Here is a 26,881-nt window from a genome sequence, read left to right on the forward strand (position 1 = left end):
ATACGAATGCCTAAACCAATATTTATTTAGAGAGCTTAGTGAGGTTCAAGACTGTACAACCTTATGGCAGTACTTTTATAATCATGAACGACCTCATATGTCAGTAAATGGTTGTCCACCTAATTTTAAACAATAACAAGGGCTTTGGATTTTCTACCCATTAGTTCAATTAAAAATGGGGGTATTACCCCAACATATGAACAGTCTGCTAAAAAATTCTAATTTAACATTCTAAAGTGATTATTTCTATTAGAGGCTATTTTGAATTTATATAAGAAATTTCATATTAATCAAAATTAAAGATACGTTTCAGTTTCTGTTATTTAGACTATTTCTTTAATCTTAATTTAAGCTGAATTTAGTAGAGTTTAGATTCTTCTTATAGTTAAAGATTATGAACTTGTATTCTGCTTATAAAGGTAAAAAAGGTCTGAAACGGATTTTAGCAGCGACCATTTATTCACTCTCAGGATTTAAATCAGCTTTTAAAAATGAAGCTGCATTTAGGCAAATCGTATTACTGAATATATTCTTAATTACGGTCAGCTTTTTTATATCGGTCAGTCGTGTTGAACAGGCCATGATGGTCGCGGTCTGTTTGTTGGCACTCATGATTGAACTGATTAATTCCGCTATTGAAGCGACAGTGGATCGTATTTCACTGGAGCGACATGAACTCTCTAAAAATGCCAAAGATATGGGAAGTGCAGCCCAATTTACGGCGCTGACGCTTATCGTACTGACTTGGGGCATTATTTTAATTTAATGCGAAACAATCATTCATCTTGAGCGGCTCATTATGCAAGATCGTTCCTACTTTCTATTGAAGCAAAGCTTACTCTTGGCTTTGGGTTTTGGGGTACTTTGGAATTTCTTCAGCATCGGTGGCATGCTCGATTTAAAGCTCATTTCTCCCTTTGTTGACCTGACAGGGCAATTTCCACTTAAAAACCATTGGGCATTGGCGGAGCTAAATCATCGTTATGTTAAAAATGTTTTAATTTTGGTCTATCTGTCTTTTTTATTGGGCTGGCTGGCTTCCTTTAAGTATCAAGCCTGGCAGATCAGACGTTGGGAATTTGGCTATTATTTTGGCATGGTGATTGTATCAACGCTGTTCATTGGTATTTTAAAATCCCAATCAGCACATGCGTGCCCGTGGAATATGACTCTTCCTGGTCCTAACGCTGTATTGTGGAATTTCAGTGCTACTGCGGGCCACTGTTTCCCTGGAGGACATGCTTCTAGTGGCTTTGCATTAATGGCAGGCTATTTTGTTTATCGACGCTCGAATCGTACTCGTGCCTATTTTTTCCTGTGTTCTGCCAGTATTTTAGGCTTTGCCATGGGCTGGGCACAAATGATGCGAGGCGCACATTTTCTCAGTCATAATCTTTGGACCGGCTGGATCATCTGGTGTATCAATGTGATTGCCTATGCGCTGTTTTATCATAAATTGCCTCAAGCTAGGCGGCATTAAATAGCAGCTAAGGGAAATTTCACCTGTACAGATAAGCCACCCAAGCTTGCACTTCTGGAAAATTCTAGTTGTCCGCCTAAACGTTCTACGGCTTTATCTACAATAGATAGACCTAATCCGCTGCCTATTTCTGCATGATTGTGAATACGGTAAAAACGTTTACGGATTTGGTTAAATTGTGCAGGATCTATACCACTTCCACTATCTTCAACTTGTAGAATGGCCCAGCCTTGTTTCTTAAAAATGGAGACGTTAATAATGCCCTTACTCGGCGTATATTTAATCGCATTATCCATTAAATTATAAATGATGGAATGCAGCGCTGCTTCTTGTCCTTGAATCAACATATCCTCTTGTTGAATTACACCTAAATCAATATCTTTTTGAATAGCAAGCTGAATAATTTGTTCAATACACTGGATGGTGAAGTGATTGAGATACAAAATTTGTAGCTGTTCAGTAGAACTTAGCACCGCATCCTGTTTAGCCAGACTTAGCAACTGATTTACTAGGTGTTGCATACGCAGAAGCCCCTGACTTAAATTCTTCAGCGCATTATTGTGTGGAAATTGCTCTAGTAAAATTTGCAGTTGCAAGTTCAGTGCAGTGAGGGGTGTTCTTAATTCATGCGCTGAATCGGCAACAAACTGGCGCTGTTCCTGCTGTGCTAAGGAAATGCGGGAAAATAACTGATTCATTTCTTGAATGGTCGGCATGAGTTCTACAGGATAATTCTTGCTTTGAATCGGACTCAGTTCCTGGGCTTTACGACTTGCTAACTCTTTTCTAAAGTTATTTAAAGGCCGGAAGTTTTGTCGAATCAGCCAGCTCAAGGCTAATAAGGCAAAGGGAAGAAATAGAAGATAAGGAATAAACATATTGGCCGCTAATTCCAGAGCCAAGTATTGTCGTACCGATTTTTGCTGGCTAATCTGGATCTGAAAATTTTGCTGGGGCAAAATATAGGTATCCCAAATGCCATGTTCCGTTTGCTGCGTATAGAAACCTGCTTTTTGTACGGCTTTAACCAGTAGACCCTGCGGGTGAGCCAGTTGATTGGCATCAGCATAGGACCAGATATCAACAAACAAGTCCTCTTCGCTATAACGCTGATTGACATCAATCTGGCTTTGTACTGGCCGTGGATGATTTTTCGCGATACGCTCTGCCAAACTTTGCATCTGAGCATCTAAAATTTCATTAATTTCTTCCAGTGCAATTCGGTAGGCTGCAAAGATTAACACGCAGCCGAGTATGACGCTAAATACAGAGACATATAGAATTAGCCGTTTTTGCAGAGAATAACTGGCTTGCATTTATACGGATCCTAGACGGTAACCCAGACCACGTATGGTGCGAATAAAGTCCTTGCCCAGTTTGGCACGCAAATGATGAATATAAACTTCAATCGTATTGCTGGTTACTTCACTGTCAAAATCGTAAAGTTTATCTTCCAGATTGGTCTTGGAAAAAATTTTATTGGGATGGGTAACTAACGGAATCAGAATTGCCCATTCACGATGAGATAAATCCAGCTCTTTTCCCTTAAACTTAGCAGAGTGCTGTTCGAGATTTAGAACTAAATCACCGTAGTGCAAAATTTGATGGGGTTCAGATGCGGCACTGAGTTGACCACTGCGTCTTAACAAAGCCTGAATACGAGCCAACAGTTCATCAAATTCATAAGGTTTAATTAAATAATCATCTGCACCCTGATTTAGACCATCGACCCGATGCTGCAATTCATCGCGTGCCGAAATAATTAACACAGGTAAATGCGGATAAGATTGACGAATCTTTTTCAGGACCTGCATGCCATCCATCATCGGTAAACCAAGATCAAGAAGTACCAGTTCACATGAACTCTGCTGAAGCTGCTTTAATCCATCCAGGCCATTATTGACCCAGATCACTTCAAATTGATGCAGCTTTAACAGTGTTTGCGTAGACTCTGCAATCATAAAGTCATCTTCAATAAGGAGAATTTTATGCATGGACTAAGCTCTTTGCTGTAGTTGTGGATGCGGTAAACATAGATGGAGCATATCATTTTCAGGGTCACTTACTTGCGTTTTTATATTCAGCAAACTTAGTAGGGTTGGAAACAGATAATCATGACTTAAAGAATGGTTAACCTGACTTTTTAAACAGGCGACTTGAGAGACATTTTGCTGCTGCCAAGCATCTGAAAACCACATCAGCATTGGTACATGAGTTTGTTGCGTGGGTGCTACTGTATAAGGTGCACCATGTAAATAAAGACCATGCTCGCCTGTGGATTCCCCATGATCAGACACATACCAGAATCCGGTCTGATAATGCTTTTGCTGTTGCAAAGTTTTAATCAGCTGACTAAGCACATGATCCGTGTAAATGATCGAATTATCATAACTGTTGCGTAATTCTGTAGCACTACAACCTTGAATAGCATTGCTATTACACATTGGTTGAAAGGGTTGATAAGGCGCTTTGGAGCGTTTGAAATAGGCAGGTCCGTGACTGCCCATTTGATGTAACACAATCAAATGCGATTGGGTGTCATCTTGTTTAAGATGGCTTAAATAGTCCTGCAAGCTGTCGACCAGTATTTCATCCAAACATTCGCCACTGCTATCGCACCATTTTTGTTTCAAAGCAACAGGAATCTGATATTGCTGTACCCGCTCACAGGCACCTTTACAGCCAGAATTGTTGTCGATCCATGTCGCCTGATAGCTTGCGCGTTGTGCAATATCGAGTAAGCCTTCGCGATGGCTAGCCAATTGTTCATTATAACTTTTTCGTGGCATACCAGAAAACATGCAGGGAACCGATACGGCAGTTGCCGTACCGCAAGAGCTGACCTGAGTGAAATTAATAATTTTAAGTTGAGATAATTCAGGATTGGTATTTCTAGCATAACCATTCAAAGCAAAACTTTCAGCACGGGCTGTTTCTCCTACCACTAAAACCATTAATTTGGGTTTTTGTCCCGATTGGATCGGCTGGATCAGATGTGCATCTTCACCGAAGCGGACCAAGGGTAAGTTCTGTTTTGGTGCTTTTTTCTGATAATAAGACAGGCTGGACGCAATTGAATTTTGTGGCGAAATCATGCCTTTTAAATCACGATGTTCACGAAAGATCGCTGCATAATCAACATAAAAGAAAAATAATAAACTGAACATGAGCAAAGCGGAAAATACGCTACTAAGCAATTTTTGCATGAACTGCTGTCCCAGCGATGTTTTTTTAATCTTTAAACACATCACTACCCATAAAGGGAAAATTACAAAAATAATCGTCCAGATCAGCAAGCGGATCGACCAGAGATCTCGGATTTCTCGCGTGTCTGTCTGCAGCATATTCTGGATTTGATCTGGGGTAATTATCACCCCCAGACTGTTGACAAAATAGGCACTAAAACCGCCCACAATAATTAGTAAGCTCGCCATAAACTTGGCATTCCACTTCCAGCTCAAGCATTGAAAAATAAGATTATAGGTGGTAATGATTACAAGACTCGTAGCGACCAGCAGAAGTCCAGATTTCAGGTTCTGATAAGGGGTAAGTTGATGAATTTTTTCATAAAAGCTGTAATTCAGAATTAATCCGAGCCATATTGCCAATAAAAGATTAAAATATAAAAGAGAAATGGATTTTTGCTTAGTAGCACTGGTCTGGGCAAATAATTTATTTATGAAGAGCTTAGACATCATGAATCAATCAAAGACTTTGAGATGCTTTAGCCTAAAACTACAAGCTTAAAAATGGCTTAATAAATATATTAATGGGAGCTTATAGCTCCCATTGTTGTGCTGCTGTTATTCCCACGTAGAAATATCTATGCGATAAACCATTTAAAATGTCCTGTTTTTAACCATAAGAGTCAAGCACAGGATTCAACTTTCTTTGTTCAATAACAGCTTTCTGAGCTTTACGGCTCGGCATACTTTTCTGGGCACGGGAGCGTTTATTCTGTTTCTCCAACTCCTCATGCTGTTGCTGGATATATGCCGGGACTGAACCTAATCGTTTATAACTTGCTTCTCCATAATTAACTTAAGAACTGGAAACCAATGCTGCACAAATAGCTCGTTTCTCTGGCTTAGATAGCTGATGTGCTAAAAGTCCTTCAATGGTGAAAACAGCGATTTTTACTCTATAGCCGTGCAAGAGGCTGGAATTGTTGTGATTAAATGCGTACAAAAGTGGATTAGCTTTTTAAGCTAACGTATCATATTGATTTTATATGATAATTTAATTAAATTCTGTATAAGTTATAATATATTAATTTTAGGGCATTTAAACAATTTGCAATCTCTCATTTTTAAGAACTTTTTAATAACAACTTCAAGTTAAATATTTAATTTTTAAACTAAATACAATTCCTTCCTGAGTGTTATAAACGCTTGCTTCTCCATTATGTAACATCATGATAGATTTAACGATTGATAATCCTAAACCACCAGTTTTTGCTTTGGCATGTCGACTACTCTCAATTTGATAGAAACGTTCAAATAAATGCTTCAAATGTTGTTTGTCAATAAAAACATTTTTAGTTAATACTTCAATATCGATATGATTTTCCGTAGATTTTGTTGAAATCACAATGTCTTGATCTTCAAATCCATAATCAATCGCATTAATTATAAGATTAGACAGCGCTCTTTTTAACAAATCTGCATTAGCATATATTTGAATTCCCTTTTCTAACTCTAAAACAAATCTCATGAGCCTATCTTCAGCCAAGAATTCAAAATAGTGGACCAATTCTAAAATAAGGTTGGATAAGTCAATATTTTCTTTTTCGATAATATAATCACTGTGTTCAGAACGAGCGATGAACAACATATTGTCTATCATCTTACTTAGTCGTTCATATTCCTCAAGATGAGAATATAAAAGCTGCTCCAGTTCTTGTTGTGACCGAGATTGCATGAGCATAATTTGTGTTTGACCCATTAAATTATTTAAGGGGGTTCTTAGTTCATGGGCAATATCTTCAGAAAACCGTGCCAATTGATCATAATTAATTTGAATTTTTTCTAACATAGCATTCATTGCTGAACTGAGTTTATCAACTTCAACCGTAGTACTTTTAACTTCGATTCGCTGATGTGGTTGAGTACCCTGAATTTTATGTGTTTGCTCAATCAAGTCATTTAAAGATTTGAGTAAATACAAACCCACCCAACGTCCGAGTAGGCTTGCCATTACAATTCCCAATAAGCTATAGAGAATCAATTTCCATAAATATTGATCTAAAGTAGATTGAGCTTCATCAAGTTGTGTGCCAGCAATCAGTTGATAATGTTGATCATTAAAAACAACAGTTTTATAGGCCAAACGGGTTGTGGCAAATTCAGATTGATTATCCAGAAAGGTAATGGTTTTTGATTCGGCCATATCTGGAATATGGACTTTCAGTGGATTAATCTCAATTAAGGCTTGTTGCTGGTTTTTTAAGATTAAAAGATTATCTTCTTTTCCCAGCATATTTTCATACAGACGAGGGTGTTGGACTAAAATCTGAAAACTTTCTTGATCTTGTAAAAAAATTTCGATGCGTTCAACACGTGCAGTTAAATTCTGATCCCGTTGTTTAGCTAACAGGTGCTGCATGTTGTGATAAGAAAGTAAACCAATAGCAAAAAATACACTGCAACAAATAATACTGAAGGAAATACTTAAGCGTGTTGTTAAACTCAGATGCCTTAGCCGATTTTTCATTTATGTATGCTTAAACGATATCCCATACCCCGAACAGTATGAATTAATTTGGGCTGAAAATGGTCATCAATTTTGGCACGTAAACGACGGATAGCGACATCCACCACATTGGTGTCTGTATCAAAGTTAATATTCCACACTTCAGAGGAAATTTGAGATCGGGTTAATAATTCACCTTGATGTTGCATTAATAAGTGTAAAAGCAAAAACTCTTTAGCGCTTAAGTCGATTTTTTGATGGTTCCGATAAACAGTACGTTCAAGCCGGTATAAAATTAAATCTTCAACTTGATAATATTCAGACTCGATTTTTACACTGCGTCTCAATAGGCTCTTGACCCGTGCTAATAGTTCAATATAAGAGAAGGGCTTAATTAAATAATCATCTGCACCTAGTTCTAAGCCTTTAACCCGATCCAAGACATGATCTTTCGCAGTCAGCATGAGTACTGGAATTTTAGAAAAAGTCCTTAAGGTCTTTAATACTTGCCAACCATCAATTCCAGGTAACATGACATCTAAAATCATTAAATCAAAGTTTTTTTCTTGTAACAACGTTAACGCTGTTAATCCATCATGAGCAATACTGGATAAATAACCAGATTCATTTAACCCTTTGGCTAGAAATTCAGCAATTTTGGTTTCATCTTCAATAATAAGTATCTGCATCCAAATAATATTATATGAATTTGTCTGTTTCCACATTACAAATCCGTAATCTTATTGTCATGCAATCATGACTTTATTTTGTATAAGCTAACTTATCTCTTAATCTAGCTTAATAGAAATGATGAAAAAACTTTTATTTATTCCGGTACTTCTATTTAGTTCAATCACCTATTCAGCTCCTAAAACCAGCTATGTCATGGATTTAAACCTCGCCAATCAACTGGTCACCAATGTCATGCAGGCATGTAGCACTACTGCTAAACCTGCGGCTGTAGTGGTTTTAGATCAGAGTGGCAATGTCCTAGCAAGTCAACGGCATGAAACTGTGGGTATACATAATTTAATCGCAGCGCAAAGGAAAGCTTTTACCGCATATTCAAGCAAGGTGACTACCTTACAATTTATGCGTAATGCTCAGAAGAATGTTGATTCACAGAATTTAACCAGCTTACCTGAATTATTACTTTTAGGTGGAGGAGTGCCCGTAGTTTATAAAAGTCAGTTATTAGGTGCAGTTGGTGTAGCGGGTGCAGGTGGGTCAATTCAAGATGATCAATGTGCACAACAGGGTATAGAAATTACACTCAAACAAATTTAAATCAATTTAATTCAGGATAAATTCATATGAACAAGTTTTTTTTATTCGCTGGCAGTTTATTCATTTCAAGTTGGGTAATGGCGCAAAATCCTTTAAGTGTGCATGTTCTTAACTTGGAAAGTGGATTGCCTTCACCCGATGTAAAAGTTACTTTAGAAGAACAGAAAAGTGGAAAATGGATACAGATTTCAGAAGCTAAAACCAATGAGCAAGGTCGTGTAACTGCATTATTTCCAGAAAATAAAACTTTAGATAATACGATATATAAAGTCACATTTAAAACAGGAGACTGGTTTAAGAAAAATAAGCAAAATTCTTTCTTTCCGGAAGTTCCGGTGATTTTCCAAACCGATGGCTCGGTAAAACACTATCATATTCCCTTATTGCTTAGTCCTTATGGATATTCAACCTATCGTGGTAACTAAGCTGAGTAAAATAAAAGCCCTAACTTTTATAAGATTGGAACTTCAGAATATTGGTCTTATTTAACATAATAGCCCTTATACAAAATGTAAATGTTAGGACCCATTTAAAGTGTCTAATTTATGATGGGTTTTTATCACCATGGACTGGATATAAAATATAGATGCTGCTCACTCTGTCTGACAAAGAAATTCAACGTCTTGCTGTTCTGCAAGACGTTCGAGATCATCGTATTACCCAGGTCCGTGCTGCTGAAATCCTCAATCTTTCCACCCGTCAAATTACCCGGTTATTGCAGAAGCTCAATCCAGACGGTGTTTCAGGCATGGGCTAATGCAGCTGGGCCTTGAGCTTTGTATTTCTGCAGTAAACGTCTGATCTGATGTTCTGAAATATGAAGTAGCTGAGCAGCCCGAGATTGAGTTATGCATTGATCAAAGATTTCCTGCAAGACCGACAATCGTTTAAGTTCTTTATCCGACATAGACACCAACATATCAAACCGTGCGCTTCGATAATCGCAAAAGTGCATATTCTAAAAGCGGACATTTTTATTGGTGAGAATATAGATACTTTAAATGGGCTCGGACAGTCATACTTCGTATAATCCGTACTATGTTGATTTTAGAAAATCTTAATCTTTAGCGAATATAATCTTCAGTTGATATAATTTGAGCATAAGCGAATTCAAAAGCGGCCATTATTGTGGCATGAACATGCGCTGCTGGTACTGTAACACCATTAAATTCCTGGTCTAGTGTTGCACACGCATCATGAATCACTTTTACCTTATAACCAAAATCAGAAGCAGCGCGAACAGCAGCATCAACACACATATGGCTCATAGCACCCATTACGACTAGCTCAGTCACTTGATTGCTATCTAAAATTTCTTTGAGATTCGTGTTTAAGAACGCATTGATGTGATTCTTAATGATCACAGTTTCATCTGCGTGCGGTTTAACTGTGTCCTGAAATTCAATACCGTTTGAGCTGGGTTCAAATATAGGAGATTCAGCATTCGCAATATGTTGGACATGAATCACTTGAGTACCCTGTTGACGGGCCTTGGCAATTACCTTCACTGCATTAGCAGCAGCCTGTTCAATATTGACCAATGGTAATTTACCGGTAGGCAGATATTCATTTTGTAAGTCGATGACTAATAAAGCTGATTTTGACATGTCTTTTCCTTTACTTAACTAGTATGTGTTTTGTTCTGCTTATGATTTTAAAAAAGTGGAAATTCCACTTCTTTAAGTTGCTTTAAAATGAAAGCGTTTCACCATCGATAGGAATTAAAACCTTATCTTGGATTCCTTTGTCTTTTACATATTCTGCAAGCTGAGCACGTGTTACCGACATATGGTTAATAGCATCCATGTGGACAGCAACCACTTTAGCATTTGGGGCTTTCTGAGTTGCGCGATAAGTATCTTCCTTACCCATAATAATGGATTCTTTAAAGCCATTAACCAAGGCGTTACCGGTATTCAATACAATTACATCAGGTTTAAATGTTTGAATCGCTTGCTCAACTTCAGAACGCCAAATGGTATCACCAGCCACGTAAACCGTTTCATGGCCCGCAGCTTCAAATACCACACCCATTGCTTCGCCTAATCCAGCTTTAAGCTTAGGAATACGATACATGGCATCCGTACCGTGTTGGCCACCAGTTTTAGTCAATTTAATCCCTCCAAAAGTCGCTTGCGTTAGTACACGAACCTCTTTGAAGCCTTGGGACTGAATGACTTTTTGGTCGTCTTTATTCTGTACAAACACAGGCATGTCTTTCGGAATAGCCGCTTGTGCTGCATCATCCCAATGATCTAAATGGGTATGAGTCACGATTACTGCATCTACACCTTGTAAAATCGTTTCAGGCTTGATGGGTAAATCGACTAATGGATTGCGTAAATAGCTACGATGAGTATCAGGGAAACCTTCATAAAACCCCTTTTTCGCAAACATTGGGTCAATTAAAAAGGTTGTATCGGCATAGCTGATTTTAATCGTTGCATTGCGAATTTCTTGTATATGGGTAACTTTAGAGGTATCTCGCTGAACCACCTGATCATTCGCATATAAATGGACTGAAGCGATTGCCAGAGAGAGTGCAATAACAGAGCGGCTTAAAACTTTATTCATATTCCAGATCCAATCATTGAGTCATACTTGGATCATGATAGAAATCATCCAATAAAAAAATTGTCCTTAAAGACAATCATCGAAACTATTGGGACAAAATGCTATAGTCACAATTTTCGCGGAGAGAAATGGAGTGGCTATACCTACTATTGGATTGTTCGTTTATCCCAATATCAATCCGTTTCACTTCTCCATTCCTCACATTATCTTTAATATTAAAATTGAAGATAAGCCATTATTTAACCTTAAAATATTTTCTATAGATGGCCAGCCCGTAAAAACAGAACAATCCATGATCATTATTCCTGATGGCGGCATCGAACTCATCAAAGAGTCGGATCTCATTATTATTCCTGGATGGGATGATTTTAATCACAAGCCTGAACAAGTCCTGATTGAAGGCCTAAATTGGGCATATCAGACTGGAATCAGAATCGTGGGACTATGCTACGGGACCTATGCATTGGCATATGCGGGTTTGCTCGACCATAAAAAAGCCGCTACGCACTGGATGGCTGAACAAGATTTCAGTGAGCGATTTCCACAGGTTCAGCTCGATCATGATGCCCTATATGTAGAAGACCAAAGGATCGTAACCTCTGCAGGAACAGGTGCAGCGTTAGACTGCTGCTTGTACTTGGTACGTGAAATCTATAATGCACAAATTGCTAATAAAGTCTCTAGAGTAATGGTCATTCCACCTCACCGTGAAGGTGGGCAAGCTCAGTTTATTGAACAGCCAGTCGCAGAATCGAGCCAAGATGCACAAATTAATCTATTACTTGATTTTTTAAGAAAGAATTTAGCTTTACAACATAATATTGAAAGCCTCGCTGAACGGACACATATGACACGCAGGACATTCACACGGCATTTCAAGAAAGCTACGGGCATGACCTTAGTCGATTGGCTGAATACTGAAAGAATAAGACTAAGTTGTGAATTATTAGAAACCACAAACTTGTCTATCGAAAAGATCACCGAGCTTTCAGGGTTTAACAATACAGTGTCATTTAGAAAGAACTTCCGTGAAAAATATGGCACCAGTCCTCAGGTGTGGAGAAAGTCTTTTGGGATCATTAATGAGAATAATCCGCCTCATGTAACGTAATACTGCTTATACGGAGCTATTTAAAATAACTAAAATAAAATGTTTATTAATTTTAAGTTGAATAAAAAAACAGGCTGAAATTTACCTTTGTAATAATGGGTAAGTTTTTAAGCAAATCTGTAACATTCTGCCCTTAAAATTGATTAAAAAATGATCAATTTGTGGTTTTATGTGCAGTTCATAAGGATCTAGGACCTAAAAATATCCCCAATTTCTGTGGATAAAATTTAAGCCATTTTGTAGTCCAAAGCGTACATCAATCTCAGTTCTTTGCTGCTATACCAGATAGTGGAAATTTCATATGATGGGGACATAGAGAGCAGGAAGCTCCATACAAGAATAACAATAGACAAGCACAAGGATAGTAAGGTACGACAGGAGTTATACCGAGCGAACCAATACGAAAAACCCCGACAGGATAATCTGCACCCCGAAAGTTGGACACTCTTAGTCTAATTTGAAGGGTGCTTTTTAATGGCTTAGATTCTCATATGAAGTGCAACAGAGATTAAAATACTGGAAGGGAGCAAGATGAGCTAGCATTCTGCATCCGACCGACCAAAGTCAAAGTTGCATCATGAACTATACTCATCTTACTCAAGAAGAAAGATATCAGATTCATACCTTATTGCGCGAAGGTTTTTCTAAACGTTATATCGCTTGGCGATTAAATCGCTCACCTTCAACCATTTCCAGGGAAACTACACGCAATCGAGCAAGGAATGGTTATTTCGCTAAACATGCTAACCTCTTAGCTCGAAGACGACATTGTTCAAATCCCAAAATAATTCCTCTCGAAACTTGGACACGTGTTCTTGCTTATCTGCATCTTCAGTGGAGTCCTGAACAAATCGCGTCCCATGTTCCAGTCAGTTCACATTCTATCTACCGCTACATAAAGCGAGATAAAAATAGCGGTGGTCAGCTATTTCAAAATTTACGCTTTAGAAATCAGCGAAAGAGGAAATATGGTAGCTCTGAAACACGTGGTCAGCTGAACAATCGCAACAGTATTCATGATAGACCTAGTGAGATTGAACAGCGGAGCCGCTTTGGCGACTTGGAAATAGATACAATTGTTGGTAAGAATCATCAACAATCACTGGTCACTATTGTTGACCGTAAGACAGGTTATTTGTGGTTGAAAAAGTGTAGCTCACGTAAGTCTGGGGAAGTCTGTCGAACAACGATCAGCCTACTCGAGCCGATTAAAGATCAGCTCAAAACAATTACAGCAGATAATGGTAAAGAGTTTAGTCTGCATGAATATATTGCTCAAGAATTAGAAATTGACTTCTATTTCGCTGATCCCTATAGCGCCTGGCAACGCGGCACGAATGAAAATACCAATGGCTTAATCAGGCAATATATTAGAAAAGGCAGTGATCTGAATCAGTATACGGATGAATATATCTCAGAAATCACACAACGTTTAAATCAGCGCCCAAGAAAAAGACTCGGCTTTAAAAGTCCGAGTCAGGTATTATGGCAACAACATGGCGTTGCACTTCAACTGCTAATCTAAGTGGCTAAATATTCTCAAGAATTTAAATTAAAAGTTGTGGAGCATTACTTGTCTGGTCATGGCGACTCTGTAACAGGTCAAATTTTTAATGTTCATAGATCAGATGTTCAAAAGTGGAGTAAAGCATTTAAACTTTATGGCATGGCAGGCTTAGAACTCAGAAGATCTAAAACAACTTTTACGGTTGAATTTAAATATCAAGTTGTTAAAGCAATATGTGAGGAAGGAGCTTCATTAAGAGAAACGATGCAACGCTTTCATATTAAAGAAACAAGCACGTTAAGAGATTGGTTGAAACAATATAAAGAAAACGGTATAGATGGCTTGAAACCGAAAGCTAGAGGACGGCCCAAAAGCATGCTAAAGCCAAAGATAACGAGAGCTCAATATACTCAAGCAGATCAGGATAAAACCCATGAGGAACTGCTTGAGGAGTTGGCATATCTACGTGCTGAAGTTGCTTTCCTAAAAAAGCGGAGAGCCTTGATTCAGAAGCAGAAAGAACAGGAAAAAGTCGAACAGCAACGGCTGCAAGATTCATATCTGAATTAAGGCAAAACTACCCACTAAAGCATGTGCTATGTGCAGCCAAGATGGCGCGTAGTACCTATTTTTATCATCAGAAATCATCAAAAATCAATGATAAATACAGTGATTTAAAACAGCAAATCAAAGTGATCTATCATCAGCATAAAGGGCGTTATGGGTATCGCAGGATTACGCTTGCATTGAGAAATACAGGTTTGATCGTGAACCATAAGTGTGTACAGCGATTGATGATATCTATGAAGCTTAAATCACGTATTAGGGTTGTGAAATACCGTTCGTATAAAGGGCAAGTAGGTAAAATTGCAAACAATGTATTGCAGCGTCAATTCAAGGCTGAGCGACCTAATCAAAAATGGGTTACTGATGTGACTGAATTTAATATTCGGGGGGACAAGCTTTACCTATCTCCCGTCATGGACTTATTTAACGGTGAAATTATTGCATTTCAAATGGAACGTAGACCAGTATTCGGACTAGTCAAAGATATGCTTAAAGAGGCTATAGAGACACTCAACCTAAATGAGAAGCCAATGATCCATTCTGATCAAGGTTGGCAATATCAAATGAGATTTTACCAGAAACAGTTAGCAGAACGAGGGCTCACCCAAAGTATGTCACGTAAGGGGAATTGTTTAGATAATGCTGCTATGGAGAGCTTCTTTGGAATACTTAAATCTGAATGTTTCTATGGAGAAGAATTTAAATCAGTTGATGAATTGGAGCAAAAAGTGAAAGAATATATTCACTATTACAATCATGAAAGAATCAAGGTTAAATTGAAAGGACTGACCCCTGTAGAATACAGAAATCAGTCCTTAGAAATTGCCTAACTTACTGTCTAACTTTTGGGGGTCAGATCAGGATGCCGGGCTTTTTTATTACATATAACTTGTCTTCTGAAAAGAATAGAAAAATTAAGAGTTTTTGATTTCACTACTTCGACTTAACCACCTAATCCATATTCATTTAAATATTCTTAAACGCCTCAATGGCACGAATTCGGGTTTGTTTCAGATCTGCAATCGGTTTGGGATAGTTTAAATTTAAATTGGAATTTCTGGCATAAGGCTCATGCAGGGTTTTAGCATCTAAATGGGCCAGTTCAGGGACCCATTGGCGAATATAGTCTCCATTTGCATCAAATTTTTGCGACTGACTAACAGGATTAAATATACGAAAATAGGGTGCTGAATCCGTTCCGGTAGAAGCACACCATTGCCAGCCGCCATTATTGGCTGCCAAGTCACCATCAATTAAATGCTGCATAAACCATTGTTCACCCAGTCGCCAGTCAATCAGCAGGTTTTTGGTCAGGAACATGGCCGTGATCATACGAACTCGGTTATGCATCCAGCCCGTTGCCAATAATTGTCGCATCCCTGCATCTACAATCGGAATACCGGTTTGCCCTTGCTGCCAGGCAGCCAAGTCTTCGGGGGCATCACGCCACTGGATTCTTTTTGTGTCTGCCTTAAAAGGCTGGTGTTTAGAAACCTGCGGAAAATCGAATAAAATATGCTGATAAAACTCGCGCCATAATAATTCATCCAGCCAGGTTTGCTGACCTAAATGTGCTATATGGAAATGTCCCTGCTGTTGACGAAAGAGGGCCTGAATACATTGACGGATAGAAATCATCCCTAAATTTAGATAGGGCGATAACTGGCTGGTTGAATCCAGATAAGGAAAGTCTCGCTCTTTCTCATAATGAGTGACTTTGTCATTGATGAAATCATCCAATAACATTAAGGCATATTCTTCGCTGACTGGCCAACGATTCTGAAGATCTGGTGAAGGTTGATTTGGATATAGATCTGCAAAAGTACAAACCGGCTGATCATCAAGAGAATCAAGCTGAAGAGCAGCCTGTACTTCAATTTGAGGATAACACTGCGGTAAACTCACGCTGAGCCGTTCATAGCAATTTTTCTTGAATGCGCTGAACACCTGATAGGGTTGATGGCTCTTATTGCGAATGCTGCCCACAGGAAATAAAGTGCGGTCATGATATAGCTCGAACGCCTTATTATAGGGATCTAAGATCTTTTGAACCTGTACATCTCGCTTTAATTCATTGACGCCCAGTTCAATGTTGGCATGTATGCAATTAATATTGAATTGTTGTGTAAGCTGCAAAATACCTTGGGGAACATCTTTCCAAAAGGGAATATGACGAATTAGTAACGGAATATTCAAGTTTTTGAGCTGTGTTTTAAAAACCTGAAGTTGTCTTAAATAAAAATCTATCTTAACAGCAGAGTCGTGGTGTAAAGCCCATTGTTCAGGTGAGATGATGATCAATGCAAGGCAGGGTCCCGCTTGTGTGGCATGCCAAAGAGCAGTGTGGTCTTGAATGCGTAAATCCTGCCGAAACCAAATGAGCTGCATGAACGTATAATGTCTCGAGAAGATTATTGATTATTATTCTATGCAATGTTGCGACATAAAAAAAGCATGAACATTAAGTCCATGCTTTAGTGGCTTTATTATGTAAATTATTTTTGAGTCTGCTTGGTTTTGATTACATCACTCAAGTCATATCCAATCGATTCCGCGTAATTCAAATATTCCTGTACGACTTCCGGTTGGGGCTGCTGTGAGCGTGAGAGAATCCACATATATTTTTTATCGGGCTCACCGACTAATACCGTTTCATAATTCTCATCAATTTTTAATACCCAGTAATCACCACGTCCAACTGGCAACCAACGGATGATTTTAGGTAAAAAACTTACTTTAAGTTTAGAGTTGGAAGGGGCATTTTGTACAAAAGCTTCACCAATCGTCTGTTTGAACTTTCCATCTTTTGTATAGCAACTATTGTCGACTTTAATATTACCATTCTTGTTCAAAGAGTAGTTTGCGGTCACATTGCTGTCGCATTTTCTTTGAAAATATAAAGGTTTTCTGGCAACTTCATGCCAAGTCCCCAAGTACTTATTTAATTCAATCTTTTCAACAGCCTGTAATGGCTCAGTTTGGGCATGCGCTAGAGTTAATATACTGCTCGCACCAATCGCCATAGCGAATGTAATTTTCGCCAAGTTAAGACTTGGTCCTTTACTCATGTTAGTCATAAATATTTATTCCAATAAAATAGAGTAGTAACTTCATATACTTACCTTAATTGTTTTTTTAACATCTGGTGTAATATTATGTAATAAAGAGAATGAAATTTATTTAATCAAAGACTTGATAGCATTTTATAAAGTTTATTTTAGTTAGCTTAAATAATTATTAAGTTAATTTTACGAAAATTTCGTTCTGTTTAATAATGACTCTTGTAAAAAATTCTTCTTTTCAAAGAATTAAATTTTATTAACTGATTAAAATTTTATCTATGTTTTGATTAAGTAAAAAATGTAATTAATATTTTTTAAAATATTTAAATAAATTGATTTTAATGAATCATTTATTCTGATTTAAAAATATCGGACTTTACAATGACAAGAAATGTCACATGAGCCTCATAGCTTTCTCTCAAGGGATATGCAAATTTAGAGTAGTTACAAACCACTGTGATTTATTTTAAAAATAGGATGAATATAAAAATGGCTAATCAACAGCAAAATCAGCAAGATCAACAACGTCAGCAGCAGCAACAAAATGATCAGCAGCGTCAACCGAACCAGCAAGATCAACAACGCCAACAGCAGCAAAATGATCAACAGGGTCAACAAAACCCGCAAGATCAGCAAAGCCAACAACAGCAACAGAATGACCAACAGCGTCAGCAAAATCAACAAAACCCGCAAGATCAACAACGCCAACAGCAACAACAAAATGATCAACAGCGTCATCAAAATCAGCAGAATCAGCAAAAGTAACGATGATAGATAAAAGAGCGCGGATCTTAGATCCGCGCTTCGTTTATTTTTATTATTTGCCAATTCATAAAATCTTGAATATTAAGAAGTGAGACTTCTAAAGAAAATTTTATTTATAGGGTCATGAAGAGTTTATAGCTTGATTTCTAAATGCTTTTCGATGGTGAGGAGGGTTGTTTCTGTTGGGTAGATTATTGATGAGTTATTTTATTTGCCTTCTATTTCGTTAATTCTGATTCTATAATTCCGACCTTGATCACACGAATCAAGCAACTATTTTTGTGGTCTCTACATGATACTATTCCACACTAAATCTGCTTTAATTACTTTTTTAATTACTTTAAATTTTAATTATGATTTATTTAAATAAATTCTGTTTATATAAATTAGATAATCAGTGAAGTCGTCATTATTTTAGTAAAGTTATTTCAGCGTTCCGAAAAAACTCTCCATAATGCTCTGCAATAAAAAGTTCGGCTTCTTTTTGACTGGTAAAAATTTTTGAGTCTTCTTCATCAGTCGTCCAGTGCCATTGACTAAACATCGTAAAATGCAACTCTGATATCTCGCAAGTATATGAGTCGTTAAATTGATCGCGATAAGTTAAAAAATTACCATCTTTTTTTATGCAATAGAGCGCCATTTGCTTTTCTACCTCGCCTAAAGTAAAAATCAGATTGTAGATGAGCAGGGGAACTGAAATAGTGTTAAATTGTGATCTGCAAGTTAAAGTTGTTTAATACAGCCTTAAAATGATGTTTTTAAAATATTTATTCTATTTTGATTCCCGATAAACGGTAAATAAACTCCAAATAAAGATAAAGTCAGCACAACAAAGCCCTTATTAAAGGGCTTTAAGATATGAAAAAACATATTTATCCTTCTAATCTCGCTGTCCTTTTTTCTTACCACCGCCATCTTGTTTATTAACGGTAGCCCAAGCGATACGTTCTGCCTCTTCTTCAGAAACACCACGTTCTCTTTCACTTTCAAAGATATGTTCTGCCTTGCGCTTTTGCTTATCGGTATAAGCCGATTTGTTATCAGTAGGCATGTTCAATCCTCCTGTTAATTTGCATCAATATTTATAGTTAAAATATGACTTAAGCCATAAAAATAATATGCAAAGTTTTTGTAAATTTTAATTAAGACTTGTTAAGTTATAAATAAAATATATTTATCAAATTGTTATAAATTTAATTAATTGAATTATTTATCATAAAACCTATAATGTTAAAAACAATAAGAAATCCATAATGACTCAATATAAATCATTATGGATTTGTTTTTATTTAATTATGGTTTAGCCATTTATTATAGTTCCGCCATTAACATGAATGACTTGTCCAGAGATATAACTTGCTTCGTCAGAGGCTAAAAATAAATAGGCAGGGGCGACCTCACTGGGTTGTCCCATGCGTCCCATTGGCGTGTCTTTACCGAAGTCTTTCAACTGTTCCTTATCAAAACTGCTGGGGATCAAAGGGGTCCAAATAGGGCCTGGAGCCACAGCATTTACGCGAATCCCTGTTTTATTTTTTAAGAGATTTGTAGATAAGCTGCGTGTGAATGAAGTAATCGCACCTTTAGTGCTCGCGTAATCTATAAGTAAATCATGCCCATGATAACTGGTGATACTTGTCGTATTAATAATCGTATCACCCTGTTTCATATAGGGGATTAACATTTCAGTTAAATAAAACATTGAAAAAATATTGGTTTCAAAAGTTTTAAAAAGCTGTTGTGTAGTGATATCTGTAATGTATTTCTGTGGATATTGCACGCCTGCATTATTAACTAAAATATTGATGGCTTTAAATTCTTGCAGAGCCAGTTCTACCATTTTTCTTATTTCATCTTGATGCTGTAAATCACATTTTATAAGTAAACAACGTCGTCCCTCATTCTCAACCATTTGCTTAGTCTCAAGCGCATCTTGATCCTCTTCTAAATAGCAGATGCAAATATCTGCACCTTCTCGGGCAAATAGTACGGAAATTGATCTGCCAATTCCGCTATCTCCGCCAGTGATTAACGCGACCTTATCTTTTAATTTATTGCTTCCTGGATAATTGTCTTTGATTATTTCTGGTTGGGGATCCATTTTGGATTGAATACCGGGTTGATGGCTTTGTACTTCTGTAGATGGCGTCTTAGGATATTCATTCATATTCTTTTTCCCATTTTTTAAATGTGTTGATCATATGTTATTTGATTTTCATATTTTTTTATTAGAGAAAAACATTAAATAACATAATGCATTAATTAAGTTAATAACTTATTTATTATTAAAAATAATGAATAAAGAATTAACCTTATACTTAAATCTATATTTAATGAATCCTATAAAATTTTTTATGCAATAAATTTTCTAAATTTAATATGAATAAATGCTCAAAAGGCTTAGTTTTATTATGCTTTAGGCAAAAAAATATGGGCTATAAAAGCCCATATTCTAGAATTTTTACATTCTATCCCACGCATCTTTTACAGCGTGCTTAGCTTGATCCCATTTTAAACGAGACTCTGCTTTAAAATTATCCCATTTGGTTTGAAGGTCAGATTCTGAATCTTCAAATCGGGCATTTTCCCCATATTCAGAACGTGAGTTTCGACCAAATTCATAAGCAGAAGACAGATCTCGATCATAATCAATGTCTGGAATGTCACGCTGTAAATCACTGTAGTAAGGGCGATTAGTATAGCTGTCTCGCCAATACTGATCAGTTTCGCTATTTGGAGTACGATTTTGATTTTCTACATTCGTGGTCATTATTAACTCCTGATTTTTGAACCCGCAAGAGAAAGTATTGTTTAATCATCTCTACCGGTGAAAGTATGAAATCTAATTATCACTACAGTATTTATTACTGCGGATTATTTTGCTCATTTGGATTTCGTTTAAAATTTTGCTGCTGTCCAGCTTGTTGACCTTGATTGTCATTTTGCTTCTGCTGTTGGCGTTGCTGATCTTGTGGGTTTTGCTGATGTTGTTGACCCTGTTGATCATTTTGCTGCTGTCCAGCTTGTTGGCCTTGATTGCCACTTTGCTGTTGCTGACGTTGCGGATTTTGTTGCTGTCCACCTTGTTGACCGTGATTGTCATTTTGTTGTTGCTGTTGGCGTTGCTGATCTTGCGGGTTTTGCTGATTTTGTTGACCCTGTTGATCATTTTGTTGCTGCCCAGCTTGTTGACCCTGTTGATCATTTTGTTGCTGCCCAGCTTGTTGACCTTGATTGCCACCTTGCTGTTGGGGTTGATTTGGATTAGCATTATTTTGATCTTGCTGATTATTTACAGTAGTCATTTTTACACCTCATAATATATATTTTAGTGAAATCTTAAAATCTGTTTAAACCAGATATAATTATTATTAGCATGAATTTTTAATTAAAAAACAAAACAGATGTTACATATTATGTAATATTTAATTTATGTTATTTCAATACAATTTATATAAACAAGCTTATCAATCATTCAGTAAAATAAGATTAAATAATTTAAATCTAGATTACAAGATATTAACTATTTTTAATAATTTTAATTAAACTTTTACAAATAAAATTAATTAGTTTTTTTAGTTTATCTTCCTTTTTTCCTTTGCAAAAACAACGATAACTATATATTTTGTTTTTATATAAAATAGAATAGAAGAAAGTACCTACAGGTTTTTCTTTGGTTTCTGAACCACCTGGTTTAAGCAGCCCTGTACATCCAACATATATATCTGATTTAAATATTCTTTTTGATTTTTTAACCAATTCCTCAGTAATTTCAGAAGATTCTGGCGTGTATTTCTTAATCATTTTTGGTGAGATTTTTAAAACATTTTCCTTGATTTTTAAGTCGTAACAAACCAGACCACCATTTAAAATATCGCCCGAAAAAGGAGTAAGGGAGAAGCGGTAAGCCAAATAACCTGCAGAGGCACTTTCAATAAAAGTAATATTAAGTTTGTTTTTGGCTATTAATTCAGAGCATTTAGTAGTCATATTTATAACTTTATTCAGACTGAATAAAATTATTTTAAGCAGAGATTTAGATATTAACAATATAGTTTTTAAATGTATTTTTTATCACACTTTTTGATTTTTGTAACTTAAGTGTTTGAATTATATAAACCAATGAAAACCAATTAAACACAAAATAAACGAATAATAACAATTAGAGTTTTTCACCATGTCATATTGATCAATGAGGTTTATAGCATACTTACCGCGTGGAGAATAAAAATGCCAGTAGCAGTAAAAGAACAATTGCTAGATTTACTTGATAAAAACCATCAAAGTTACTGCGATTTAGTTACTTTTTTTCTAGATTCAAATATTTCTACACCCGATAAGGAACGAAAAGCATCCGCTTTTTTAAAAAAAGAAATTCATGCCCTCAATTCAAGTTATTCCGATTTCCCTTCAAATTTAAGTGAAATTCATGAATGGATTGTGAACAGTAATCATAATCAATGTCATGAATATCAGTTATATAAAGAACGAAGAAATAGCGGAGCAGAGCGTGAATATTTTAAAAATGTGGGTCAAGCATTTGAATTTTTAATTAAAGTTGCTCCGGTAAAGCGGGTAGACGGTTCATGGTTATATAGCATCGTTCATTACTGGAATGACCCAGTGTTTAGAGACCTAATCCAGATTTATGTTGAAGAACTCGGATTAGGCTTGCCCAAAGCCAATCATGTCACCGTATATGATGATTTGCTTTTCAGCTTAGGTTTAGAGCATTTCGTATTAGAGCTAGAAGATGAATATTATCATCAACCTGCGATCCAATTAGCGCTTGCTTACGCTCCGCCAGAATTCATTCCAGAAATTATTGGTTTTAATTTGGGATATGAGCAACTGCCGTTACATCTTCTGATTACCAATTACGAACTTAAAGAATTAGGGATCAATTCCCAATATTTTAATCTGCATATCACCATAGACAATATGGACAATGGTCATGCACATTTATCTATTAAAGCGCTTGAGAAGATTTACAGTAAGTTCAAGGATAAAGATGCCTTTATGGATAAAGTAAAGGCAGGCTTTGCTTTAAATAATAAAGGATTATCATCACGGCAGATTATTAAAAACCTCAATTTAGAAGCCATGGTGCTTAAGATTTTTAAACGTAAAGCTTTAGTAGGGAATGTGATCCACAGCGATAAATGCAAATTGAATAATCGGTCTATTAATGAATGGCTTTCAGAGCCGAATTTAGTCGAAGAATTTGTAGATCTTCTGATTGAGAAGCAATGGATCAAGATGAATAGAGATCCTGAAGAAAGCCGCTTCTGGCAGTTAATTAGTCATGAAGAAGGGAAAATGTACGGCGTCTTTAACTCCACAGAAAAGCAGATTATTTATGACTGGATTGCAGGAGAGCATTCTAAAAACTTTGATTTAAAACATCAGCGAATTAATTCTGCGCTTAAAAATAAAAATGATTTTATGTTCAGTTACTTGTCTGATGGAGAGCTGGAAGATATTCAACAGCAGATTTCAGAAACCGGCAATCTCGCTATCAAGATGAATAAGTTGCTTCCTTACCTAGCCCCTCATGCACATCATAATGAGGTTGGCCTTTGGTGTACCCAGCGTTTTGTCGACTTTCTCTTTCCATTTCTGAACGATAAAAAATCATCCAGCTATTAAATTTGATCTAAACATAATTTTTGAATTGAAACAGTTTTCCACCCACAAAGTCATACTTTAACCCACAAATAATAGGTAGGAATATGGACCCTAAAGTAAAGAAAAGTGAACTCGCAGGCACGGACAGTTTAGATAAACAAAATACCAATGCAAAACTGCAACAGTTGGATGAATTCCGACGTGATCCGACAGGAGAGGCGCTGACCACCAATCACGGGGTCAAAATTTCCGATAATCAAAATAGCTTAAAAGCAGGAGTGCGTGGTTCAACTTTACTCGAAGATTTTATTTTAAGAGAAAAAATCACCCATTTTGACCACGAACGTATACCCGAACGTATTGTGCATGCGCGTGGTGTAGGTGCACACGGTTATTTTCAGGCTTATGAAGGCAATGAAAAATACACCAAAGCTGGTTTCTTGACCGACCCATCAGTACAAACACCTCTTTTTGTACGTTTCTCTACTGTACAGGGACCGCGTGGTTCATCAGATACAGTGCGTGATATTCGTGGTTTTGCCATCAAGTTTTATACTCAAGAAGGCAACTATGACATGGTGTGCAACAATGCGCCTGTTTTCTTTGTACAAGACGGGATTAAATTTCCAGATTTCGTGCATGCCCTGAAACCAGAACCGCATACTGAAATTCCAACTGCTCAATCTGCTCATGATACTTTTTGGGATTTCGTATCATTAGTTCCAGAAACGGCGCATGCAGTCATGTGGGCTATGTCAGATCGCGGAATTCCTCGAAATTTTCGTTCAATGCAAGGTTTTGGGGTACATACCTTCCGCCTTATTAATGCCGAAGGTAAAGGTATTTTTGTTAAGTTTCACTGGACGCCTAAACAGGGTCTAACTCAGCTGGTCTGGGATGAAGCTCAGAAAATAGCCGGTAAAGATCCTGATTTTCATCGTCGTGACTTATATGATGCGATTGAAGATGGAAATTATCCGGAGTGGGAACTGGGTATTCAGGTCGTCAATGAAGAAGATGAAATGAGCTTCGATTTCGATTTGCTGGATCCTACAAAAATTATTCCAGAAGAGCTGGTGCCTGTTATTCCAATCGGCAAAATGGTACTGAATCGTAATGTTGATAATTTCTTTGCTGAAACTGAACAGATTGCCTTCTGTCCAGGTCATATTGTTCCCGGGATAGACTTTACCAATGATCCGCTATTGCAGGCACGTTTATTCTCTTATACCGACACTCAGCTGAGTCGTTTAGGCGGGCCAAACTTCCATCAATTGCCGATCAACCGAGCAGTATGTCCATTCCATAACAACCAGCGCGATGGCATGCATCAAACATTTGTGCATCGCGGACAGGCGCCATATGAACCGGATTCTATTGATAGCAACTGGCCAGTAGAAACTCCGCCTGCTGCACAGGACGGTGGTTTTGAAAGCTATCAGGAACGTATTGACGGCAATAAAATTCGTGCACGTAGCGAGTCGTTTAACGATCACTTCTCGCAAACGCGACTTTACTACCAAAGCTTGGCACCACATGAACAAAAACACGTGGTAGATGCCTATGTATTTGAGTTAAGTAAAGTTAAACGAATACATATCCGTGAACGTGAAGTGAAAGAGATACTGGCGAATATTGATTTAGATTTAGCTCAACAGGTCGGTTTAAAATTGGGCATTGAAGTGCCTAAAAACTCGGATAAAGATCTTAAAAAATCTTCTGTTGAAAAATCTGCCAAGATCAGTTTCGAAGCTTTTATCCCTAAAGATATTAAAGCCAGAAAAATTGCTGTACTGGTCCATGATAATGTTAATCAGGCAAATGTGGATGCCATTCAACAATGGGCAAAAGCTGAAAGTGCGGTGGCGCATATTCTTACCCCAACCCCAGGTCCTGTTTTAAATGACAAGAAAATGCCATTGGCTTCAGACGGTATGCAAAAAGGCGAGCCTTCTGTTATGTATGATGCAGTAGTAATTGTAGATGGTGACAACTACGATGTGGTTAAAATGGATGGGGTAGCGACTCACTATATTTTAGAAGCCTATAAGCATCTCAAACCAATCGTTTTCTTGGGTGACAAGAAAAATCTGCTGAATGATCTACAGTTAGTGGTAGATAAAGGTACTTTACATGATGAAGGCTTTAATGCAGTCAGTGACCAGTTTAAAGAGCTGATCCGTAATCATCGTATTTGGGCTAGGGAAGCAATTGCAGAAGGTATTCCTGCTTAAGTTTTCATGAAGCATATATCTATGCTCATTCTCCTGTAGAGTGAGCTATTATTTAAATGAAGGGAACATTAATGTTCCCTTCATTATTTGCGATGTATCTTATTTTTATAATGAAAGCATAGGAATCATATCTTCATATTTTTTAAAATTCTATTTATATAGATTAAATAAAAATTTAATCAATGAGCTTAATACTGTTCGCTTTTTATGTAAGATTGAATTTAGTCCTCTAGATGACAAATATAGTCCAAGACGTCATCTGTCATAATGCTGAAACGACTATTCCTTGGCACATAAAATGACTGTCCAGCATAATAAATCTGGCCCTCTAGGTTATTTGCGATCTGAACATGACACTTACCTGAAATGATTTCTATACGTTCCGGTACATGCGTTTCAAAGGTTAAAGGGCGTTCCGTGGGTAAAATGACGCCTATTGTTTTTTTTATTCCATTTTTGAATTGAATTGTACGGCTAATAGATAAACCATCAAAATAGATATTTGGCTTTTTAACCACAGAAACGAAATCGAATTGAGTTGACATTAACATGCTCCTGTAAAGGTATTTTTATAATTATTGAGCAATTACAGAATATATAATGGCAATGAAAACAGGTACCTAAGATATATAGTTTTTTGTTTAATTGTGTAAATTTTATATAGCTATTTATTGTACAAAAATATAACATTAAGACTTATAAACACTTAATAATCTTGGGCTGTATTATCTTGATGATTCAACTAAAAAATACAGATGAAATTTCAGTATAATTAATAATTAAAACAAATACATAAGATCTTTTTGCTGGTCTTATTAAATACTAAGCACAAGCATTAATTACTTGAATAGTGTATTTCAGGTTGAACCTGAAATTTCCTGTTTATTCTAGCCCAAGCGTATAGTTGTAACAGTCAATGCTCTTGTTTTGAGAGAAAAGACTTATTATGAAAATTGAGCTTTAATTTAAGTC

The 26,881-nt window shown here is 36.8% G+C and carries 27 protein-coding genes and 3 pseudogenes; 12 read left to right on the forward strand and 18 right to left on the reverse strand.

What is annotated here, in order from left to right:
• From E0H81_RS06535 to E0H81_RS06545, 3 genes are all read left to right on the forward strand, one after another.
• Positions 1-136: integrase core domain-containing protein (locus E0H81_RS06535; RefSeq protein ID WP_165492596.1), on the forward strand; the 136-nt coding region annotated here is incomplete at its 5' end.
• Between the two features lie 258 nt (positions 137-394).
• Entirely contained in the window at positions 395-766 is a 372-nt protein-coding gene (locus tag E0H81_RS06540; protein WP_131269227.1) for a diacylglycerol kinase, read from the forward strand.
• A gap of 30 nt (positions 767-796) precedes the next feature.
• Positions 797-1,480, forward strand: coding sequence for a phosphatase PAP2 family protein (locus E0H81_RS06545; RefSeq protein WP_131269226.1), 684 nt, complete (start codon positions 797-799; stop codon positions 1,478-1,480).
• On the opposite strand, the gene E0H81_RS06550 is transcribed toward E0H81_RS06545, so the two are convergent.
• The 6 genes and pseudogenes from E0H81_RS06550 to E0H81_RS06575 all read right to left on the reverse strand — a co-directional run bounded on the left by E0H81_RS06550 (position 1,477) and on the right by E0H81_RS06575 (position 7,860).
• Complete coding sequence (locus E0H81_RS06550) at positions 1,477-2,796, reverse strand: sensor histidine kinase (protein WP_131269225.1); 1,320 nt, start codon at positions 2,794-2,796, stop codon at positions 1,477-1,479. The genes E0H81_RS06545 and E0H81_RS06550 overlap by 4 nt on opposite strands.
• A complete protein-coding gene (locus tag E0H81_RS06555; RefSeq protein ID WP_131317567.1) occupies positions 2,797-3,474 on the reverse strand; it encodes a response regulator transcription factor in 678 nt (225 codons plus the stop codon). It abuts the gene before it with no gap.
• 3 nt (positions 3,475-3,477) lie between these two features.
• Entirely contained in the window at positions 3,478-5,175 is a 1,698-nt protein-coding gene (locus E0H81_RS06560; protein ID WP_378235457.1) for a phosphoethanolamine transferase, read from the reverse strand.
• Positions 5,176-5,335: 160 nt separating this feature from the next.
• Positions 5,336-5,497, reverse strand: a pseudogene (locus tag E0H81_RS06565) (ISNCY family transposase); the annotation flags it as partial.
• A gap of 315 nt (positions 5,498-5,812) precedes the next feature.
• Positions 5,813-7,192 carry a heavy metal sensor histidine kinase gene (locus E0H81_RS06570; protein WP_131317569.1) on the reverse strand — a complete coding sequence of 460 codons (1,380 nt, stop codon included), beginning with the start codon at positions 7,190-7,192 and terminating at the stop codon, positions 5,813-5,815.
• Positions 7,189-7,860 (reverse strand): heavy metal response regulator transcription factor, encoded by a 672-nt coding sequence (locus tag E0H81_RS06575; protein WP_131317571.1) that lies wholly within the window; start codon positions 7,858-7,860, stop codon positions 7,189-7,191. Before E0H81_RS06575 ends, E0H81_RS06570 begins: the two co-directional genes overlap by 4 nt.
• 121 nt (positions 7,861-7,981) lie before the next feature.
• On the opposite strand from E0H81_RS06575, the gene E0H81_RS06580 reads away from it, so the two are divergent.
• From E0H81_RS06580 to E0H81_RS06590, 3 genes and pseudogenes are all read left to right on the forward strand, one after another.
• Entirely contained in the window at positions 7,982-8,458 is a 477-nt protein-coding gene (locus E0H81_RS06580) for a GlcG/HbpS family heme-binding protein (RefSeq protein ID WP_378235458.1), read from the forward strand.
• Positions 8,459-8,484: 26 nt separating this feature from the next.
• Positions 8,485-8,883: a hydroxyisourate hydrolase gene (gene uraH, locus E0H81_RS06585; protein ID WP_131317575.1), complete on the forward strand. Its 399-nt coding sequence runs from the start codon at positions 8,485-8,487 to the stop codon at positions 8,881-8,883.
• 161 nt (positions 8,884-9,044) lie between these two features.
• Positions 9,045-9,209: pseudogene (locus E0H81_RS06590) on the forward strand (helix-turn-helix domain-containing protein); the annotation flags it as partial.
• Here the strand turns inward: E0H81_RS06590 and E0H81_RS06595 are convergent.
• The 3 genes and pseudogenes from E0H81_RS06595 to E0H81_RS06610 form a co-directional block, all read right to left on the reverse strand.
• Positions 9,204-9,365: pseudogene (locus E0H81_RS06595) on the reverse strand (helix-turn-helix domain-containing protein); the annotation flags it as partial. The pseudogenes E0H81_RS06590 and E0H81_RS06595 overlap by 6 nt on opposite strands.
• Positions 9,366-9,522: 157 nt before the next feature.
• Positions 9,523-10,065, reverse strand: coding sequence for a cysteine hydrolase family protein (locus E0H81_RS06605; protein WP_131317579.1), 543 nt, complete (start codon positions 10,063-10,065; stop codon positions 9,523-9,525).
• A gap of 82 nt (positions 10,066-10,147) precedes the next feature.
• Positions 10,148-11,032, reverse strand: coding sequence for an MBL fold metallo-hydrolase (locus E0H81_RS06610; protein ID WP_131317581.1), 885 nt, complete (start codon positions 11,030-11,032; stop codon positions 10,148-10,150).
• A gap of 133 nt (positions 11,033-11,165) precedes the next feature.
• On the opposite strand from E0H81_RS06610, the gene E0H81_RS06615 reads away from it, so the two are divergent.
• The 3 genes from E0H81_RS06615 to E0H81_RS06625 all read left to right on the forward strand — a co-directional run bounded on the left by E0H81_RS06615 (position 11,166) and on the right by E0H81_RS06625 (position 15,047).
• Positions 11,166-12,143: a GlxA family transcriptional regulator gene (locus E0H81_RS06615; RefSeq protein WP_131317583.1), complete on the forward strand. Its 978-nt coding sequence runs from the start codon at positions 11,166-11,168 to the stop codon at positions 12,141-12,143.
• Between the two features lie 577 nt (positions 12,144-12,720).
• The gene (locus E0H81_RS06620; RefSeq protein WP_131317585.1) at positions 12,721-13,668 is read left to right on the forward strand and encodes an IS30 family transposase; all 948 of its coding nucleotides are present in this window, start codon (positions 12,721-12,723) and stop codon (positions 13,666-13,668) included.
• Positions 13,669-15,047, forward strand: a protein-coding gene (locus tag E0H81_RS06625; protein ID WP_425320989.1) for an IS3 family transposase whose coding sequence is annotated in 2 segments (ribosomal slippage) — positions 13,669-14,143 and positions 14,143-15,047 — 1,380 coding nt in all. Because the reading frame shifts where the segments join, the coding sequence is not laid out codon by codon here. It abuts the gene before it with no gap.
• A gap of 136 nt (positions 15,048-15,183) precedes the next feature.
• Here the strand turns inward: E0H81_RS06625 and E0H81_RS06630 are convergent.
• Both E0H81_RS06630 and E0H81_RS06635 read right to left on the reverse strand, forming a co-directional pair.
• Positions 15,184-16,605, reverse strand: coding sequence for a cryptochrome/photolyase family protein (locus tag E0H81_RS06630; RefSeq protein WP_131317589.1), 1,422 nt, complete (start codon positions 16,603-16,605; stop codon positions 15,184-15,186).
• Between the two features lie 107 nt (positions 16,606-16,712).
• Positions 16,713-17,294, reverse strand: a complete 582-nt coding sequence (locus E0H81_RS06635; RefSeq protein WP_131317593.1) for a lipocalin family protein — start codon at positions 17,292-17,294, stop codon at positions 16,713-16,715.
• A gap of 474 nt (positions 17,295-17,768) precedes the next feature.
• Between E0H81_RS06635 and E0H81_RS06640 the strand changes: the two genes are divergently transcribed.
• Positions 17,769-18,044, forward strand: a complete 276-nt coding sequence (locus E0H81_RS06640) for a hypothetical protein (protein ID WP_131317595.1) — start codon at positions 17,769-17,771, stop codon at positions 18,042-18,044.
• A 409-nt stretch (positions 18,045-18,453) separates the two neighbouring features.
• Here the strand turns inward: E0H81_RS06640 and E0H81_RS06645 are convergent, their stop codons facing one another.
• The 6 genes from E0H81_RS06645 to E0H81_RS06665 all read right to left on the reverse strand — a co-directional run bounded on the left by E0H81_RS06645 (position 18,454) and on the right by E0H81_RS06665 (position 22,037).
• Positions 18,454-18,687, reverse strand: coding sequence for a hypothetical protein (locus tag E0H81_RS06645; RefSeq protein ID WP_131266241.1), 234 nt, complete (start codon positions 18,685-18,687; stop codon positions 18,454-18,456).
• A gap of 240 nt (positions 18,688-18,927) precedes the next feature.
• Positions 18,928-19,098 carry a hypothetical protein gene (locus E0H81_RS15910; RefSeq protein ID WP_165492597.1) on the reverse strand — a complete coding sequence of 57 codons (171 nt, stop codon included), beginning with the start codon at positions 19,096-19,098 and terminating at the stop codon, positions 18,928-18,930.
• 249 nt (positions 19,099-19,347) lie between these two features.
• On the reverse strand, positions 19,348-20,214 hold the full coding sequence (locus E0H81_RS06650) for an SDR family oxidoreductase (protein ID WP_131317596.1): 867 nt from the start codon (positions 20,212-20,214) through the stop codon (positions 19,348-19,350).
• Positions 20,215-20,508: 294 nt separating this feature from the next.
• Positions 20,509-20,817, reverse strand: coding sequence for a hypothetical protein (locus E0H81_RS06655; RefSeq protein WP_131266243.1), 309 nt, complete (start codon positions 20,815-20,817; stop codon positions 20,509-20,511).
• Between the two features lie 94 nt (positions 20,818-20,911).
• Positions 20,912-21,352 (reverse strand): hypothetical protein, encoded by a 441-nt coding sequence (locus E0H81_RS06660; RefSeq protein WP_205677719.1) that lies wholly within the window; start codon positions 21,350-21,352, stop codon positions 20,912-20,914.
• Between the two features lie 214 nt (positions 21,353-21,566).
• The gene (locus tag E0H81_RS06665; RefSeq protein WP_131317597.1) at positions 21,567-22,037 is read right to left on the reverse strand and encodes a CinA family protein; all 471 of its coding nucleotides are present in this window, start codon (positions 22,035-22,037) and stop codon (positions 21,567-21,569) included.
• Positions 22,038-22,277: 240 nt separating this feature from the next.
• Between E0H81_RS06665 and E0H81_RS06670 the strand changes: the two genes are divergently transcribed.
• On the forward strand, positions 22,278-23,696 hold the full coding sequence (locus E0H81_RS06670) for an iron-containing redox enzyme family protein (RefSeq protein ID WP_131317599.1): 1,419 nt from the start codon (positions 22,278-22,280) through the stop codon (positions 23,694-23,696).
• Positions 23,697-23,779: 83 nt separating this feature from the next.
• On the forward strand, positions 23,780-25,909 hold the full coding sequence (gene katE, locus E0H81_RS06675) for a catalase HPII (protein ID WP_131317601.1): 2,130 nt from the start codon (positions 23,780-23,782) through the stop codon (positions 25,907-25,909).
• 221 nt (positions 25,910-26,130) lie between these two features.
• Here katE and E0H81_RS06680 read toward each other — a convergent pair whose 3' ends face one another.
• On the reverse strand, positions 26,131-26,454 hold the full coding sequence (locus E0H81_RS06680; protein WP_131317603.1) for a pyrimidine/purine nucleoside phosphorylase: 324 nt from the start codon (positions 26,452-26,454) through the stop codon (positions 26,131-26,133).
• Positions 26,455-26,881 lie beyond the last annotated feature (427 nt).

Origin of the sequence: Acinetobacter terrestris (assembly GCF_004331155.1) — a bacterium.
In the GTDB taxonomy this organism is placed as follows: domain Bacteria; phylum Pseudomonadota; class Gammaproteobacteria; order Pseudomonadales; family Moraxellaceae; genus Acinetobacter; species Acinetobacter terrestris.